The organism is Streptomyces syringium (assembly GCF_017876625.1).
GTDB lineage: Bacteria > Actinomycetota > Actinomycetes > Streptomycetales > Streptomycetaceae > Streptomyces > Streptomyces syringius.
Window position 1 is genome coordinate 1,280,953 of record NZ_JAGIOH010000001.1, and the last position, 16,322, is coordinate 1,297,274.

14 protein-coding genes are annotated in these 16,322 nt (G+C 70.7%); 10 read left to right on the forward strand and 4 right to left on the reverse strand.

Annotated features, from left to right (window positions below; genetic code table 11):
• Positions 1–2: 2 nt before the first annotated feature.
• The 3 genes from JO379_RS05675 to JO379_RS05685 are packed head-to-tail and all read right to left on the reverse strand — an operon-like array spanning position 3 to position 4,297.
• Positions 3–1,355, reverse strand: a complete 1,353-nt coding sequence (locus JO379_RS05675; RefSeq protein ID WP_130876632.1) for an acetyl-CoA carboxylase biotin carboxylase subunit — start codon at positions 1,353–1,355, stop codon at positions 3–5.
• Positions 1,356–1,380: 25 nt separating this feature from the next.
• On the reverse strand, positions 1,381–3,096 hold the full coding sequence (gene accD / locus JO379_RS05680; RefSeq protein WP_209514200.1) for an acetyl-CoA carboxylase, carboxyltransferase subunit beta: 1,716 nt from the start codon (positions 3,094–3,096) through the stop codon (positions 1,381–1,383).
• A 55-nt stretch (positions 3,097–3,151) separates the two neighbouring features.
• Positions 3,152–4,297, reverse strand: a complete 1,146-nt coding sequence (locus tag JO379_RS05685; protein ID WP_209514201.1) for an acyl-CoA dehydrogenase family protein — start codon at positions 4,295–4,297, stop codon at positions 3,152–3,154.
• A 346-nt stretch (positions 4,298–4,643) separates the two neighbouring features.
• Here JO379_RS05685 and JO379_RS05690 point away from each other — a divergent pair, with 346 nt between their 5' ends.
• From JO379_RS05690 to JO379_RS05730, 9 genes are all read left to right on the forward strand, one after another.
• Positions 4,644–5,912, forward strand: coding sequence for a beta-ketoacyl-[acyl-carrier-protein] synthase family protein (locus JO379_RS05690; protein ID WP_209514202.1), 1,269 nt, complete (start codon positions 4,644–4,646; stop codon positions 5,910–5,912).
• A gap of 5 nt (positions 5,913–5,917) precedes the next feature.
• Positions 5,918–7,210 carry a ketosynthase chain-length factor gene (locus JO379_RS05695; protein ID WP_130876722.1) on the forward strand — a complete coding sequence of 431 codons (1,293 nt, stop codon included), beginning with the start codon at positions 5,918–5,920 and terminating at the stop codon, positions 7,208–7,210.
• A gap of 2 nt (positions 7,211–7,212) precedes the next feature.
• A complete protein-coding gene (locus tag JO379_RS05700) occupies positions 7,213–7,470 on the forward strand; it encodes an acyl carrier protein (protein WP_130876636.1) in 258 nt (85 codons plus the stop codon).
• 39 nt (positions 7,471–7,509) lie between these two features.
• Positions 7,510–7,962, forward strand: a complete 453-nt coding sequence (locus tag JO379_RS05705; RefSeq protein WP_242625931.1) for a flavin reductase family protein — start codon at positions 7,510–7,512, stop codon at positions 7,960–7,962.
• Between the two features lie 22 nt (positions 7,963–7,984).
• Positions 7,985–9,904, forward strand: a complete 1,920-nt coding sequence (locus JO379_RS05710) for a flavin-containing monooxygenase (protein WP_209514203.1) — start codon at positions 7,985–7,987, stop codon at positions 9,902–9,904.
• 44 nt (positions 9,905–9,948) lie between these two features.
• The gene (locus tag JO379_RS05715; protein WP_209514204.1) at positions 9,949–11,100 is read left to right on the forward strand and encodes an acyl-CoA dehydrogenase family protein; all 1,152 of its coding nucleotides are present in this window, start codon (positions 9,949–9,951) and stop codon (positions 11,098–11,100) included.
• A gap of 79 nt (positions 11,101–11,179) precedes the next feature.
• Positions 11,180–12,205 carry a methyltransferase gene (locus tag JO379_RS05720; protein WP_209514206.1) on the forward strand — a complete coding sequence of 342 codons (1,026 nt, stop codon included), beginning with the start codon at positions 11,180–11,182 and terminating at the stop codon, positions 12,203–12,205.
• 136 nt (positions 12,206–12,341) lie between these two features.
• A complete protein-coding gene (locus JO379_RS05725) occupies positions 12,342–12,737 on the forward strand; it encodes a nuclear transport factor 2 family protein (protein WP_130876640.1) in 396 nt (131 codons plus the stop codon).
• An 8-nt stretch (positions 12,738–12,745) separates the two neighbouring features.
• Positions 12,746–13,678 (forward strand): NADP-dependent oxidoreductase, encoded by a 933-nt coding sequence (locus JO379_RS05730; protein WP_209514208.1) that lies wholly within the window; start codon positions 12,746–12,748, stop codon positions 13,676–13,678.
• A gap of 120 nt (positions 13,679–13,798) precedes the next feature.
• Here the strand turns inward: JO379_RS05730 and JO379_RS05735 are convergent, their stop codons facing one another.
• On the reverse strand, positions 13,799–15,097 hold the full coding sequence (locus JO379_RS05735) for a helix-turn-helix transcriptional regulator (RefSeq protein ID WP_209514210.1): 1,299 nt from the start codon (positions 15,095–15,097) through the stop codon (positions 13,799–13,801).
• 271 nt (positions 15,098–15,368) lie between these two features.
• Between JO379_RS05735 and JO379_RS05740 the strand changes: the two genes are divergently transcribed.
• Entirely contained in the window at positions 15,369–16,241 is an 873-nt protein-coding gene (locus JO379_RS05740; RefSeq protein WP_130876643.1) for an undecaprenyl-diphosphate phosphatase, read from the forward strand.
• Positions 16,242–16,322: the final 81 nt, after the last annotated feature.

The window sequence follows — 16,322 nt, forward strand, 5'->3', positions numbered from 1 at the left end:
TTTCAGGCTTTTCCCGACAACAGGTCGTCGACCAGCGAGGTGGAATGCTCCGCGGCCCGGAACCGGGGGTGGGAAAGCACCTCGGCGAGAAACGTCCGAGTCGTTGTGATACCCGGTCCGGACACCTCGAATTCATCGAGCGCGCGGTGCATACGGGCGATTGCCTCGTCGCGCCGGGGCGCCCAGACGACGAGTTTGGCCAGCAGCGAGTCGTAGTGGGGCGGGATCACATCGCCCTGCCGGACATGGGTGTCGACCCGCACGAACGGTCCGCCCGGCAGCACGAGGCGCTCCACGGGCCCCGGTGCGGGGACGAACCCGGCGGCCGGGTCCTCGGCGTTGATGCGGCATTCGATGGCCGCACCGCGGAGCTGGATGTCAGCCTGGGCCAGTTCGAGTGCGTTCCCGGCGGCGACCTTCAGCTGTTGCTGTACGAGGTCGATGCCGGTGACCATTTCCGTGACCGGGTGTTCGACCTGGATCCGGCAGTTCACCTCCATGAAGTAATAGCTGCCGTCCGGGGCGAGCAGGAATTCGAAGGTGCCCACGCCGGTATAGCCGACGGCGAGCGCGCCCTCGACGGCCGAGCGGCCCATGCGCTCGGCCAGCCCGTCCGGCAGGGCGGGAGCCGGGGTCTCCTCGATGAGCTTCTGGTGGCGGCGCTGGACCGTGCAGTCCCGCTCACCGAGATGCACGGCATGGCCGTGGCCGTCGCAGAGCACCTGGACCTCCACATGCCGTGCCTTCGGGAGGTACTTCTCCACATAGACCCGTCCGTCGCCGAACAGCATCTGGGCCGTGGCCTGCGTCTGCCGGTACTCCTCGGCGAAGCGGTCCGCGTCGTCCACGACGGTCATGCCGCGACCGCCGCCGCCTGCCGCTGCCTTGACGATGACGGGCAAGCCGATCCGCCGGGCGAGTTCCTCCGCGGCGTGCGGATCGAGGGCTTGCACACTGCCCGGCAGCAGGGGCAGGCCCGCGCGCCGCATCAGGGCGCGGGCCGAGGTCTTGTCCCCGAGCCGGGCCATGACCGACGGTGGCGGGCCGATCAGGGTGATGCCCCGGGCCAGGCACGCCTCGGCGAAGTCGGGTGACTCCGAGAGGAAGCCGTAACCGGGGTGGATCGCGTCCGCGCCGCTCTGTGCGGCCGCCTCCAGCACCGCCGCGGCGTTCAGATAGCTCTTCGCCGGGGCCGCCGGGCCGATCCGGATCGCCTCGTCGGCGAGCTGGACGACGGCCGAGTCCTCGTCCGGGGTGGAGTGGACGGCGACCGAACGGACGCCGAGCTCCCGGCAGGCACGGGCCACCCGCACCGCGATCTCGCCCCGGTTCGCGATCAGTACCTTCTCGAACATCGCACGTTCCCTGTCGGGCTCCATATCAGGCGAGCCTGCCGTCGTTGATCTGCAGCAGCTCCGCCTCGACCGTGATCGCCGAGCCGAACTGCCGGAACCGGGCCCGCCTGCCCACCCGCAGCGCTGCCTCCCCGAGCCCGGCCAGTTCGTGCAGCTCGCTGCTCAGGGCGGCGCGGAGCCGCTCGGCCGCCGCCCACGGCGCGGCGCCCGTGCCCCCCTCCGGCTCGGGCAGCACGGCGTCCACCACGCCGAGGCGCAGGAGCTCCCGGGCGTTCAGCCGGAGGGCCCGGGCGGCGGCGGGCGCGGCCGAGGGGTCCTTCCAGATGATCGCGGCGCACCCCTCGGGGCTGATCACGGAGTAGATGCTGTCGGAGTACATGAGCACCCGGTTGGCCACGGCCAGCGCCAGCGCGCCGCCGCTGCCGCCCTCGCCGATGATCACGCTGACGACCGGCACGGACAGGGTGGCCATCAGCCGGAGGTTCTCCGCGATGGCCACCGACTGGCCCTGTTCCTCCGCGTCGGCGCCCGGGTGGGCGCCGGGGGTGTCGACGAGGGTGACGACGGGCAGCCCGAGCTTGTCGGCGAGGCGCATCAGCCGGGCGGCCTTGCGGTATCCGGCCGGCGAGGCCATGCCGTAATTGCGCCGGGCGAGTTCGGCGGCGGTGTGCCCCTTCTGATGGGCGAGGACCATCACGGGTATGGCGTCGATCCAGGCGGTGCCGCCGATGAGGGCCGGGCATTCGCCGGACGCCCGGTCGCCGTGCAGTTCCTGGAAGTCGTCGAAGGCGAGCCCGAGGTAGTCGAGCGCGGTGGGACGGTCGAGGGACCGGGCCCTGCCCACCTGGTCCCAGGGATCGGCCTCGGGGAGCCGGTTCGGGTCGGTGACCACCGGTGCGGGCGGCCGTGCCGTGCTGGCGTACCGCCCGCAGACCTTGGAACCGCCGATCCGCAGCAGCTTGCCCAGCTCGGCGCGGAGCGCGGACCGCTCCACGATCATGTCGACGAATCCGCGCTCGAGGAGGAACTCCGCGGTCTGGAAGTCCTCCGGCAGCCGCTGCCGGATGGTCTGCTCGATCACCCGCCGCCCGGCGAAGCCGAGGCGGGCCCGCGGCTCGGCGATGATGACGTCGCCCAGCGTGGCGAAGGAGGCCGCGACACCGCCGTAGGTGGGGTCGGTGATCACGGAGATCGACAGGATGCCGGCCTTGTCCAGTTCGCCGAGTGCCGCGCTGGTCTTGGCCATCTGCATCAGGGAGAGCACGCCCTCCTGCATCCGGGCGCCGCCGGAGGCGGTCACCATGATCAGGGGGACCCGCTCCTCCTGCGCGGTCTCGATGGCGAGCGTGATCAGCTCGCCGACCGCGGTGCCCAGGCTGCCGCCGAGGAACCGGAAGTCCATCACGGCGACGATCGCGGGATGGCCCTCGATGGTCGTCCTGACGCAGAGCACCGCCTCGCGCATCCCGGTGCGCTCCTGGGCGCCGGAGAGCCGGTCGGTGTAGGCGACGGTGTCCACGAAATCGAGCGGATCGGAGTTGCTCACGGTGAAGGGCAGCGGTTCGAAGCGGCCGTCGTCGGCGAGCTGGGCCAGGCGTTGCCGGGCGGTCACCGGCAGGTGCAGGCCGCACTCCGGGCAGACGTGGAGGTTGCGGATCAGGCGCTTGCCGTAGACCGGCACCCGGCAGCCGTGGCAGAGCACCCACTCGACCTCCGCGGCCTCTTCGATCGTCTCAGTCATCCTTGGTCTCCTGATAACCGTCTGGTGCACGGGGGTGTCGGGGTGCGGGACCCGGTCAGATCTCGATCACTTGGTGGGCGTAGGCGGTCGCGGCCGACTCGACCTGGAGCCCCTGGTGGCCGGCGATCGAATTGGCGTCGCGCCAGAAGCGCTGGACGGGGTTGCTCGTGGCCTGGCCGGTGGTGCCCACGCTGCGGAACAGCCGGTTGACGACGCCGACGAGGATGTCGGTGGCCATCGCGCAGTCCCGCCAGCTCCGCATGGTGTCCAGAGGCGGGATGGCGGGCCCGGAGTCGGCCGTCGCCGCCGCGCGCTCGAGGAGCATTTCGGCGGCGTCGATCTCGGTGGCGCTGCGGGTCAGGATCACGTCGTAGGACGTGCGGTGGAAGGTCGGCATCCCGGCCAGGGCGGGCTTGGACTGCTGCGCGGCGGCCCGGATCTTCGGGGTGACGTAGCCGGCCCAGGCCTTGAGGGCCCCCTTGGCGGCGCCCAGCGCGGGTGTCGCGAACATCATGGTGGTGGCCTGCATCGGGATGGCGTGGCACGGCGCGTCCGAGTCGGGTGACCGGCCGGTGAACAGGTCGTCCCGGCTGACCGTGCGGGCCGCGGGGACCACGACGTCCTCGACGATCACCGTATTGCTGCCGGTGGCGGCCATGCCCACGTTCTCCCAGGTGTCGACGGTCCGCCAGGCCGTGCGGGGCACGGCGAACATCCTGGGCTCCGGCCGGCCGTCCCGGTCGGTCAGCGCGGCCAGCAGGGCCCAGTCCGCGTAGTCGATCGCGCTGACGAACGGCCAGGTCCCGGTGAGGCGGTAGCCGCCGGGGACGGGCTCGGCCCTGCCGATCGGTGTCAGGGCCGCCACCAGGAAGGCGTCCGGGCCGTCGGCCCAGATCTCCCGGTATCCCTCGGCGGGCAGGTGCGCGGCCATCCGGGACACGTGCGCGGCCAGTGACGCGCACCAGGCGGTGGCGGTGCATCCCTCGCCGACCGTGCTCACCGCGCGGTTCAGCTCCAGGAAGGTGCCGATGCTCCCGCCGCGGTCGGCCGGGACGAAGTGACGGGGGAAGCCCGCGGCGACGACGGACTTGACCACATCGGGATCGAGCCGGCGGTTGGCCTCCGCGGCGGCCGCGCTCCGGGCCGCGGCCTCCGCGACCTCGCGCGCCGCCGACGACAGCGTGGTTGACGTCAGGTCCATCCTGATTCGCTCCTCGGCTCGGGTGCGTCGGCTCGTAGGGCCCCGGCCCCCGCGGGCCCGGCCGACCACTACGGCCCAAGCTCGTCGCCCCGGTTCGCAGATCGCTCGATCCTCGCTTGAGCCAGCGGGCGGTTCCCCCGCCGCTCCCCCGGGCTCCCGAAAGGCACCCGGTGATCGATGACGCCCGTACGACCGGGCTTCGAGCGACGCTCGAGTAACCCCCCGGACGCTGACGATCGTCTTCGTTGCGGCGCGCGTTCTCTTCCGCGCTGATGTCGTGCGCTTCTGGCGAAAGGGGCAACACCATGACCGGCTCAGCAGGTGTGACGGCAATAGGCGGTAGGCGATGACGCGTCGAGTGGTGATCACCGGAATCGGCGTGCGGACTCCGGGGGGAAACGGGGTCAAGGCGTTCTGGGAGCTGCTGACTTCAGGGCAGACCGCCACCCGTCGTATCTCCCATTTCGATCCGTCGCCCTACCGCTCGCAGGTCGCCGCGGAGGCCGATTTCGACCCGGTGCACGAGGGCCTCTCCCCGCTGGAGATCCGCCGGATGGACCGTGCGTCGCAATTCGCCGTCACCTGTGCGCGGGACGCGATTTCCGACAGCGGCCTGGAATTCGAGGATTTCGACCCGGGCCGGGTCGGGGTGAGCCTGGGCAGTGCGGTGGCCGCCGCGACCAGTCTCGAACAGGAATATCTCGTCCTGTCCGACAGCGGACGGAACTGGCTGGTCGACCACACCAGCCTGTCGCCGCACATGTTCGACTACCTGGTGCCGAGCGTGATGGCGGCGGAGGTGGCCTGGACCGTCGCGGCGGAGGGGCCGGTGGCCATGGTCTCCAACGGGTGCACCTCGGGCATCGACTCGGTGGGGCACGCCTGCCAGTTGATCCGTGAGGGCTCCGCGGAGGTGATGCTGGCGGGCGCGTCGGACACCCCGGTCACCCCGATCGTCGTCGCCTGCTTCGACGCCATCAAGGCGACGAGCACGCGCAACGACGACCCCGAGCACGCCTCACGGCCGTTCGACGGATCCCGTAACGGATTCGTCCTCGCCGAGGGCGCCGCCATGTTCGTGCTCGAGGAATACGAGCACGCGAAGCGGCGGGACGCGCACATCTACGCGGAGATCTCGGGCTATGCCACGCGGTGCAACGCCTACCACATGACGGGCCTGAAGCCCGACGGCCGCGAAATGGCGGAGGCCATCCGGGTCGCGCTGGGCGAGGCCCGGATCGACGGCACCGAGATCGACTACATCAACGCGCACGGCTCGGGGACCAAGCAGAACGACCGCCACGAGACCGCCGCGTACAAACGCAGCCTCGGCGGGCACGCCTATCGGGTGCCCATCAGCTCCATCAAGTCGATGGTCGGGCATTCCCTCGGCGCGATCGGGTCGATCGAGATCGCCGCCTGCGCGCTGGCGATCGAGAACGGGGTCATCCCGCCGACGGCCAATCTGCGACAGGCCGACCCGGAATGCGACCTGGATTACGTCCCGCTGACGGCCCGGGAGAAGCGGCTGCGCAGCGTCCTCACGGTCGGCAGCGGTTTCGGCGGATTCCAGAGCGCGATGATCCTGCGCGACGTCGGGGGTGCGGCGGCATGACGGACATGACGGAGAAGGTCTACGTCACAGGCATCGGTCTGCTCGCTCCGAACGGGGTGGGCCTGGAGCGGTACTGGGAGGCGGCTCTCGAAGGGCGCACGGGGATCGGCACCCTCACCCGCTTCGACGTCTCGGGCTATCCGATCCGGCTGGCCGGGCAGATCGACGACTTCGACGCCGCCGGTCACCTGCCCAGCAGGCTCCTGCCGCAGACCGACGCCTCCACGCGTCTCGCCCTGGTGGCGGCGGACTGGGCACTGGCCGACGCCAAGATCGAGCAGGGCACCTTCGCCGACTACGAGATGGGGGTGGTGACCTCCAACGCCTCGGGCGGCTTCGAGTTCACCCACCGGGAGTTCAAGAAGCTCTGGTCGCAGGGGCCGGGATCGGTCAGCGTCTATGAGTCCTTCGCCTGGTTCTACGCCGTGAACACCGGCCAGATCTCCATTCGCCATCAGCTGCGGGGGCCGAGCAGTGCGCTGGTCGCCGAACAGGCGGGCGGCCTGGACGCCCTCGGTCACGCGCGGCGGACGGTGCTGCGCGGGACGCCGATGGTGGTCACGGGCGGCGTCGATTCGGCACTGGACCCCTGGGGCTGGGTGGCGCAGATCTCCAGCGGGCGGCTGAGTCCGGCGACCGACCCGCACCGCGCCTATCTGCCCTTCGACGCCCATGCCTGTGGTTATGTGCCGGGTGAGGGCGGCGCCATGCTCGTCCTCGAAGCCGCCGGGGCGGCCCGCTCCCGCGCCGCCCAGCACGTCTACGGCGAGATCGCCGGGTACGCGACCACCTTCGACCCGCCGGCGGGCTCGTCACGGCCGCCCGGGCTGCGCAGGGCCGCGGAGCTGGCCCTCGCCGACGCCGGGCTCGCCCCGGCGGAGATCGACGTGGTGTTCGCCGACGCCTCCGGGGTGCGGGAGCTGGACCGCGCCGAGGCAGCGGCGATCAGCGGGCTGTTCGGGCCGGGTGCCGTGCCCGTCACCGCGCCCAAGGCGCTGACCGGCCGGCTCTACTCCGGTGGCGGGCCGGTGGACGTGGCGGGCGCCCTGCTGGCCATCCGGGACGGCGTCGTCCCGCCGGCCGGCGGGACGACGGACGTGCCCGCGGAGTACGGCATCGACCTGGTGCGCGGCGCACCGCGGCCGGGCCGGGTGCGCTCGGCGCTGGTGCTGGCCCGGGGCAAGTGGGGGTTCAACTCCGCGGTCGTCGTCCGTGCGGTGCCCGCCGAGCCCGTTGCACCGCCCGCTGCCGTTCCGGCTGCTGCCCCTTCCGTGAACACATCACCTCCGAGGAGTTGACCATGAGCAAGATGACCATCGACGACCTCCGTCGCGTGCTGATCGAATGCGCGGGCGAGACGGACGACGGCAGCCTCTCCGGCGATATCCAGGACCAGGACTTCGCGTCGCTCGGCTATGACTCGCTGGCGCTCATGGAGACCGCCGCGCGCATCACCGCGGAGTTCGGCGTGCAGATCCCGGACGAGCGGATCGCCGAGCTGCGCACGCCGCGCGAGGTGCTCGACCTCGTCAACGACGCGCTCGCCCAGCCGAGTTGACCGGGCGGGCATCAGATGTCCGATGACTTCAAGGAAGTGATGGCCCGGTTTCCGACCGGGGTGGCCATCGCCACGACCTGTGACGAGGACGGCGATCCTCACGGGCTGACGGTCAGCTCCTTCTGCTCGGTGTCCCTGGCACCGCCGCTGGTGCTGATCTGCGTGGCCAAGTCCGCGAGGTGTTTTCCGGTGTTCGCGCGGGCCGGCGAGTTCGCGGTCAGCATTCTGCGCGAGCGCCATGTGGAGCTGGCGCTGAGGTTCGCCAACAGCAAGGCCAGGAAGTTCGGTGACGGCGGATTCGTCCGCACCTCCCGAGGGGGTGTGGTCGTCGACAACGCACTGGCGACGGTCGAATGCAAGGTGGACCGCCGGCACGACGCCGGCGACCACGTCATTCTCGTCGGCGAGGTCGTCGACCAGTTGCTCTCCGACGCCGGTGGCCCCGCCGTCTATTTCAATCGGAAGTTCGCGGCGCTCGACTCGGCGCGATGAGCCCGGAAGGTGGTTGTTGTCCATGGGGTTCAGCTCCCCGGCCCGGCCGGTCGCCGTCGACGAGGAAACGCTGCGCGGTCATCTGACGGGTGCGGAGATTCCCGCGCTGCTGATGACGATCGCCCATCTGACCGGTGACGTATCGGTGCTGCGCGAGGACCTCCGGGCACCGGGCTGGCTGTTCGCGCCGCAGGGCGGGCTGACCGCCGAGCAGCAGGCCGAGGTCCGCGAGCGAGCGCTGGAGGTGCTTCTCCGACTGGGCGAGCGGGGGCCGGGGGCGATCCCGCGGCCGCCGGGCCGCGCCCTGCTGCACACGATCACGTCCTGGGCCATGGGCTCGGACACCGAGGATCTGCTGCCGCTGCTCGCCGAGGAGCTCGTGGGCCCCGGCGAGGACCCGAAGGCGCCCGGCTGGACCCGGGCCGGGCTGAGCCCCGGCAGCGATTTCCAGGTCGCCGTCATCGGAGCCGGATTCAGCGGCCTGCTGGCCGCCCACCGCCTCGCCCAGGCCGGTGTCCCCTTCGTCGTCTACGAGAAGAACCCCGACGTGGGGGGCACCTGGTTCGAGAACACCTACCCGGGCTGCCGGACCGATGTGGCCAGCCATCTCTACAACTACTCCTTCGCCCCGAAGTACGACTGGCCCGATCACTTCTGCGGCCAGGACGTCGTCCTGGACTATCTGCGGGAGTTCGCGAAGGACTCCGGCGTCGGCGACCGGATCCGCTTCGGCACCGAGGTCTCGGCCATGCGGTGGGACGAGGAGCAGTCGCTCTGGCACCTGACGCTGGACGGCCCGGCCGGCGAGCGGACGGTCCGGCACCACGCCGTCATCAGCGCCGTCGGGCAGTTGAACCGCCCCCGGCTGCCGGACGTCCCCGGCCGGGACGCCTTCACCGGCCGGGCTTTCCACTCCGCCGCCTGGGACCACGAGGCCGATCTGTCGGGCAAGCGCGTCGCCGTCATCGGTACCGGCGCCAGCGCCTACCAGATCATCCCGGAGATCGCCGGTACCGCCTCCGAGGTCGTCGTCTTCCAGCGCAATCCGCCGTGGCTCCGGCCCACCCCGCACTACCACCAACCGATGCCGGACAGCGCCCGCTGGCTGTTCGAGCACGTGCCCTACTACGACCGGTGGTACCGGTTCTGGCTGTTCGCGCCCGGCCTGCGGGGCATCCTCGAAGGGTGGGTCGTCGACCATGACCACCCGCCCACCGAGCGGGCGGTCTCCGCGCTCAACGAGGGCTTGCGCGCCACGCTGCTCCAGGCGATGGAGGCCCAGCTGGGCGATGCGCCGGAGCTGCGCGAGCTGGTGATCCCGGCGTACCCGGTCGGCGCGAAGCGGGTCCTGCGGGACGACGGACGCTGGCTCGCCACCCTCAAACGGGACGACGTCACGGTGGTGACCGCTCCCATCGAGCGGATGACCCCGTCCGGGATCCGCGCCGGCGGCGAGGAGTTCGGCGTGGACGTGATCGTCTACGCCACCGGTTTCGAGGCCTCCCGCTTCCTCACCCCGATGAGGGTGACCGGCCGGGGCGGCGTCGATCTCCACGACGGCTGGAACGGCACACCCCGGGCGTATCTCGGGATCACCGTTCCGGAGTTCCCCAACCTGTTCTGCATGTACGGGCCGAACACCAATCTCGTGGGGCAGGGCGGCAGCATCGTCTACTTCTCGGAGTGCGCGGCCACGTACATACTCGATGCGATCCGGCTCCTGCTGGCGAGCGGCAGCCGCTCCCTGTCGGTCCGCGCCGAGGTGCACGACGCCTACAACGCGTGGGTGGACGCGGGCAACCGCGACCGCGCGTGGGGCTGGTCGAAGGTGGGCGGCTGGTACAACGAGGGCGGCCGTTCGGCCACCAACTGGCCTTATACAGCCGGTGATTACTGGCGGCTGACCCACGCCGTCGATCCCTCCGAGTACGAGCTGCGATGAACCGCTCCACAAACCGCTTCCGAGGCAAGCGAGGGTGTCGAGAGATGAACGAAACCAGCGGGCCGCTGTCGGCGGCCGCACGGGACATCGCCCAGATCGCCGCCGGCCTCGCCGACGGCATGGACGGTGACCGCCGGCTCAGTGCGGACGTGGTCAAGGCCATGACCGACGCGGGGTTCATGCGGCACTTCGTGCCGGCGGAGTTCGGCGGGCGGGCCGGTACGTTCCGGGAGTTGCTGGGCGCCGTGACCGCGATCGGCGAGAAGTGCGCGGCGACCGCGTGGTGCGCCTCGCTGTTCGCGAGCACGCCCCGGCTCGTGTCGTTCTTCCCGCCGGAGGGCCGCCGGGAGGTGTGGGCCGACGGACCGGACGCCGGTGTCGTCTGCTCGGTCCTCCCCTTCGGCGATGCCGTCGCCGAAGGGGACGGCCTGCGGGTGTCCGGGCGGTGGCCGTACATCAGCGCCATCGAGTTCGCCGACTGGGTGATCGTGTGCCCGAAGGTGCTCGGCGACGGTGAGCCGGAGCTGCGGCTGGTCCTCGTGCCCCGGGCAGCATGCCAGGTGGAGGACACCTGGTTCAGCGTGGGGATGCGGGCGACCGGCAGCAATACCGTCGTGCTCGACGACGTCTTCGTCCCGGCCCACCGGGTCGGGGACCGGACGGCGGTGTTCGCCGGCCGTCCGGCGGACCCGGGCGCCGAGCCCCCGGCCGCCCCGCTGGCTCCGCTGGCCGCCGTCAACGGCCTGACGTTCGTGGTTCCCGCCCTCGGCGCGGCCCGTGGCGCACTGGCCCTGCTGTCCGACTACCTCGGCAAGAAGATCCGTGACACGCCCGCGCTGCCGGGGATGCCGGGCGTGGCGGGCAATCTGGCGACGTACGAGACCGTGCTGGCGCGCTCCGCCGCCGAGATCGACGCCGTGCAGCTGTTGCTGGAGCGCATCGCGGACCTGGCCGACCGCCAGGAGGAGATCACTCCCGTCGAGGTCGCCCGGAACGCGCGGGACAGCGCGTTCGCCATCGAGGTGCTGGTCACCGCGGTCAATCGGATCTTCCGCACCGCGGGGACGAACGGGCAGGCGGCCGACGGCCCCTTGCAGCGGCTCTGGCGTGACGTCAATTCCATGGCCACCCATCAGGCCCTGCAATTCGAGCCGACGGCCCGGAACTACACACGGTCACTGTTCGCCAGGGCCTGACAGCCCGGCACTCGACCGCCACCGCACCGCACGCACCCCACCGCAATCAGAGCACGACCGGAACGCGAAGGAGCACACCGTGACCCGACCCCAGCCCTCCCCGGACCGCATCATGCAGACCGGCCTGGGTTTCGAAGCGTCGAAGACGCTACTGAGCGCCGTCGAGGTGGGCGTCTTCACCGAGCTGGCCAAGAGCCCGGCGGACGCCCCGGCCCTGCGTGACCGGCTGGGTCTGCACCCCCGCGCGGCGGGTGACTTCTTCGACACGCTGGTGGCACTGGGCTTCCTCCGGCGGATCGACGGCGTCTACCACAACGCGGAGGACACCGGCGCGTTCCTGGACCGGGCCAAGCCGTCCTACGCGCATGTCGGCGGCATGCTGGAGATGGCGAACGCGCGGCTGTTCGGCATCTGGAACCATCTGACCGACACCTTGCGCACGGGTGAGCCGCAGGACGAGTCGAAGTCCAGCGACATGGACACCTACGACGCGCTCTACGCCGATCCCCGTCGCCTCAAGCAGTTCCTCTCGTCGATGACCAGCATCAGCCACGCGGCCAACCTCAAGATCGCCCAGCAGGTGCCGTGGGAGGACTACCGGACGCTGGCCGACATGGGCACCGCCCAGGGCGACCTGGCAGTGCAGGTGATGCTGGCGAATCCGCATCTGACCGGCATCGGCTTCGACCTGCCGGCGGCCGCCCCCGTGTTCGACGAGTACGTCGAGGACAACGGCCTGCGGGACCGGCTGCGCTTCGTGGGCGGCGACTTCTTCGCCGAGGAGCTGCCGCCGGCCGACGTCATCACCTTCGGCCACATCCTGCACAACTGGGACCTGGAGAAGAAGAAGCTCCTCCTGGAGAAGGCATGGCACGCGCTGCCCAAGGGCGGTGCCGTGATCGTCTATGACGCGCTCATCGACGACGACCGGTCCGAGAACGCGTTCGCGCTGCTGATGAGCCTGACCATGCGGGCGGTGACCGACGGCGGATTCGGCTACACCGCGGCCGAGTGCGTGGACTGGATGACCGAAGCCGGATTCACCCGTACCCGGACGGAGCACCTCGTCGGGCCCGATTCGATCGTGGTGGGCATCAAAGAATGAGCTGCCGCACGGCCCGGGCCGTGCGGCAGCCGCCTCGCCCCAGGTGTACACGGCCCGGCACCTGGACACGTACCCCCTTGCGCACGCGCCGCACACACACCGCGCACACGCACACCTTCGACCGGAGGAGCACCGGATGCCCGATTCCCTGAAGGCGAACAAGGACCTTGTCTCCGAGTACATCGAGGCGTTCTACAACGCCAAGGACTTCGACCGCGCGAAGTCGCTGCTCACCGAGGACTTCGCCAACCACCACCCCGGGGTCGGCGCGGGCCGGGACCGGACGGTCGAGACCTTCCGGGAGCAGGCCGCCGGGCCGTTCCCGGAGTTCTCGCTGACGGTGCTGCGCACGATCGCAGAGGGTGAGTTCGTCTGGACCCACAGCGTGGCCAGGATCGCCCCGGACGCGCCGCCGGCGGTCGTGGTCGACATCTGGCGCGTCGAGGACGGCAAGCTGGCCGAGCACTGGGATGTGGGGCAGGCCGTTCCCGAGGGCACCACCCTCGACGAGATGGTGTCGGACGCCCGATGACGGCCAGGATGCGAGCGATCACCCAACGGTCCTTCGGCGGACCGGAGGTGCTGGAGCCGACCGAGGTGGACCGTCCGCGTCCGTCGCTGAACGAGGTGCTCGTGCGCGTCCACGCGGCCGGGGTGAACCCGATCGACGCGCATGTCCGCTCCGGTGCCCTCCCCTTTCTCGGCCCGCCGCCCTTCACCCTCGGCTGGGACGTCTCCGGCGTGGTCGAGGAGGTGGCTCCGGGGGTCACCCGCTTCGCCATCGGCGACGAGGTGTACGGCATGCCGCTCATTCCGCGTGCCGCGGGCGGGTACGCCGAATACCTCACGGCACCGTCCCGGCAGTTGGCCCGTAAGCCGGCCGCCCTCGACCATCCGTCGGCGGCCGCGCTGCCGCTGGCCGGGCTGACCGCCTGGCAGGCACTGGTGGACGCGGCGGCGGTCGGCAGCGGTCAGCGGGTGCTGATCCACGCCGGCGGTGGTGGTGTGGGACATCTGGCGATCCAGATCGCCAAGGCCCGGGGCGCCGAGGTGGTGACGACCGCGAGCGCGGCCAAGCACGACTTCGTCCGCCGGCTGGGTGCCGACGAGGTCGTCGACTACCGCGCGGTGGACTTCGCGGCCGTGGTCGGGAAGGTGGACGTCGTGCTCGACGGTGTGGGCGGTGACACCGCGATGCGTTCGCTGGACGTGCTCAGGCCCGGTGGTTCCTTGGTCACGATCGTCGATATGCGCGATGCCGGGCTCGCCGGCCGGGCGGCGGAGCGTGGTCTGCGGGTCATCGGGGTGACCGCCGAGCCGGACCAGGTGGGGCTGGCGGCGCTGGCGGAGCTCGTCGACGCGGGCAGGCTGCGGCCCTGTATCGACCGGGTACTGCCGCTCGCCGGGGCCGTCGAGGCGCATCGGCTGATCGACTCGGGCTCCACCACGGGCAAGGTCGTCCTCACCGTGTGACCTGCGGTCCGCGGGCCGTCCGTGGCGCCTGTGCCGCCTGTGACGGCGGGCGCCCCGGGCGCGTCCTCGAACGCCGGACGCGCTTGATCACTTGATCCGGAGAACACCGCCGGAAACGCTCTAGGTCACCAGCGACAGCGCGGTGGGGAATCCCGAGGCGCGGGCGAGGGCCGCTGCTTCGCCGCGGGAATTGACGCCGAGCTTCTTGAGGATCTTGGCCACATGGAATTTGACGGTGTGTTCGCTGATCTGGAGCTGCTGGGCGATCGTCCGGTTGCGGTGGCCGTGGACCAGCCGTTCGAGAACGTCCAGCTCACGGGGGTTGAGGCCGCCCAAGGGGTCGCTGTGCGGGCGGTCGGGCGCCGTCAGCGGCAGCCGGGCGGTCACGATCGTGCCCCATTCCGGGACGGCGTCGACGTGCAGGGCGCCATTGAGCGCGGCGACCCGGTCGGTGAGCCGGTGCACGGCGAGCGCCTCGGCGGCGAGCGTTCCCGGACCGTCGTCCCGGATGGTCGTGCGGAGTTCGGTGTCCTCGACCTGCCAGCTGACCCGGATCCGGCTGACGCCGCCCTGTTCGAGCATGGTCAGCACGGTGCCGCGTGCCGTGGTGAGCGCGGCCCGGGCGATGTCCGCGGGCAACAGCCGCTGGCGGCAGTCGGGCGGGGAGAACTCCAGCTCCACATTGCTGTACCGGGAGAGCAGACCCAGCATGTCGGACAGCCGCCCGAAGGCACCGCCGACCGTCTCCTCGGGCGGCAGCTCCTCGTCCTCACCGGTCGCCCGCAGCTCGACCAGGGCGGAGACCGCGATGTCGGTGGCGGTCCGGCGGGCGGCCTCGGCGTCGAGGGTGCGGGTGCGCAGGACGCCGAGCAGCGTGGTGAGGGTGGTGGCATGGGCGTCGGTCAGATTGGCGACGACCCGGGCCCGCTCGCTGTTGGCGATCCAGGGGCCGGCCATGTCGACCGGCACCGCCTGGGGCATCAGATCGATCACGCGTACGGTCGCGAGGTCCCACAGCTGCTGGAGCACCGCGAGCACCCGCGGTTCGGGCGTACTGCCGTCGGCGGGCAGCACCGCCAGCATGGCTCCCGCCGAGCCGGGTGGTGCGGAGGCCACGGCCAGCACCGGACGGAGCGAGCCCGCGAGGCGTGCCTGGCCGAACCATGGTTTGCCGACGTCGACGTGCGTGGCGAGGGCGGCCAGCTCGGTGCTGGTGACGTCCTGTGTCAGCTCGGCGTCACCGTGATTCCACGTCGCCGACTTGGGACAGTCGCCGGTGAGCATGACCAGGGCGTGGTGCTGTACGAGGTCGGTCATGGCCTCCGACAGCGTGGACAGGATCTCCTTGAGGGGCGCCCGCATCAAAGCCTTCGCCACAGCCAGCGTGCGCTGCGGGTCCCCCCAGTCCGCATACACCATATGTCGATGGTAGTGGACACCCCACCTCCGCCTACCGGTCTTCCGGCTAGTCCTACCTAGCCGGAAGACTAGAGAGAGAGGTTCAGGACAATGTGGGGACACCTCGCCCCGGACGGCCGTGACTTCAGTAAACGTTCACTTCGATGACGCTAATCTGCCTCCTGCCCGGTGGATGATCCGCATCGACTGGCTCCCTCGGAAACCCGTAGAGCCCGCCTGACACCGTCTGCACCGGTCGGGCCATGATCATTTTTGGGATGGCACTGACTCCATGACCTGGTTCGAATCTCTCATCCTCGGGCTCGTCCAGGGCTTGACGGAGTTCCTGCCGATCTCCTCCAGCGCCCATCTGCGGCTGACCGCCGCGTTCGCCGACTGGCAGGACCCCGGAGCGGCCTTCACCGCGATCACGCAGATCGGTACCGAGACGGCCGTCATCATTTATTTCCGCAAGGACATCGCGCGCATCGTCTCCGCCTGGTTCCGCTCCCTGTTCGACCGCCGGATGCGGCACGACCACGACGCCACGATGGGCTGGCTGGTGATCGTCGGTTCGATCCCCATCGGCGTGCTGGGGCTGCTGCTCAAGGACGCCATCGAGGGCCCGTTCCGCGATCTGCGGCTGATCGCCACCACGCTCGTCGTCATGGGAATCGTGCTGGGCTTCGCCGACCGGCTCGCGGCGCGCGACGAGCAGGGCGGCCGCCACAGGGCCGTCAGGGAGCGCAAGAGCCTGGAGCAGCTCAATACCCGGGACGGGCTCATCTTCGGGGTCTGCCAGGCGATGGCGCTGATTCCGGGGGTCTCGCGGTCCGGCGCGACGATCAGTGGCGGACTGCTCATCGGCTACACCCGGGAGTCCGCCGCCCGCTATTCTTTCCTGCTGGCCATCCCCGCCGTCCTCGCCTCGGGCCTGTTCGAACTGAAGGACGCGGGCGAGGGGCACACGGCGTGGGGGCCGACGATTTTCGCCACGCTCATCGCCTTCGTGGTCGGATACGCCGTCATCGCGTGGTTCATGCGGTTCATTTCCTCCAAGAGCTTCATGCCCTTCGTGATCTACCGCGTCCTGCTCGGTCTGCTGCTGTTCGCGCTGGTGGGAGCGGACGTACTGAGCCCGCACGCCGGTGAGAACGCGGGCTGAGCACGGCGCTTCACCCGTCGGTGGGCGGGCCGGAGGGCCACCGCCGACGGAACCGCTGCAGCGATACCGGCTCCTTTGTCA

Coding starts and splice junctions, on each gene's coding strand:
- JO379_RS05675 (WP_130876632.1), bottom strand. CDS start 1,355: ATGTTCGAGAAGGTACTGATCGCGAACCGGGGCGAGATCGCGGTGCGG.
- accD (WP_209514200.1), bottom strand. CDS start 3,096: ATGACTGAGACGATCGAAGAGGCCGCGGAGGTCGAGTGGGTGCTCTGC.
- JO379_RS05685 (WP_209514201.1), bottom strand. CDS start 4,297: ATGGACCTGACGTCAACCACGCTGTCGTCGGCGGCGCGCGAGGTCGCG.
- JO379_RS05690 (WP_209514202.1), top strand. CDS start 4,644: ATGACGCGTCGAGTGGTGATCACCGGAATCGGCGTGCGGACTCCGGGG.
- JO379_RS05695 (WP_130876722.1), top strand. CDS start 5,918: ATGACGGAGAAGGTCTACGTCACAGGCATCGGTCTGCTCGCTCCGAAC.
- JO379_RS05700 (WP_130876636.1), top strand. CDS start 7,213: ATGAGCAAGATGACCATCGACGACCTCCGTCGCGTGCTGATCGAATGC.
- JO379_RS05705 (WP_242625931.1), top strand. CDS start 7,510: ATGGCCCGGTTTCCGACCGGGGTGGCCATCGCCACGACCTGTGACGAG.
- JO379_RS05710 (WP_209514203.1), top strand. CDS start 7,985: ATGGGGTTCAGCTCCCCGGCCCGGCCGGTCGCCGTCGACGAGGAAACG.
- JO379_RS05715 (WP_209514204.1), top strand. CDS start 9,949: ATGAACGAAACCAGCGGGCCGCTGTCGGCGGCCGCACGGGACATCGCC.
- JO379_RS05725 (WP_130876640.1), top strand. CDS start 12,342: ATGCCCGATTCCCTGAAGGCGAACAAGGACCTTGTCTCCGAGTACATC.
- JO379_RS05730 (WP_209514208.1), top strand. CDS start 12,746: ATGCGAGCGATCACCCAACGGTCCTTCGGCGGACCGGAGGTGCTGGAG.
- JO379_RS05735 (WP_209514210.1), bottom strand. CDS start 15,097: ATGGTGTATGCGGACTGGGGGGACCCGCAGCGCACGCTGGCTGTGGCG.
- JO379_RS05740 (WP_130876643.1), top strand. CDS start 15,369: ATGACCTGGTTCGAATCTCTCATCCTCGGGCTCGTCCAGGGCTTGACG.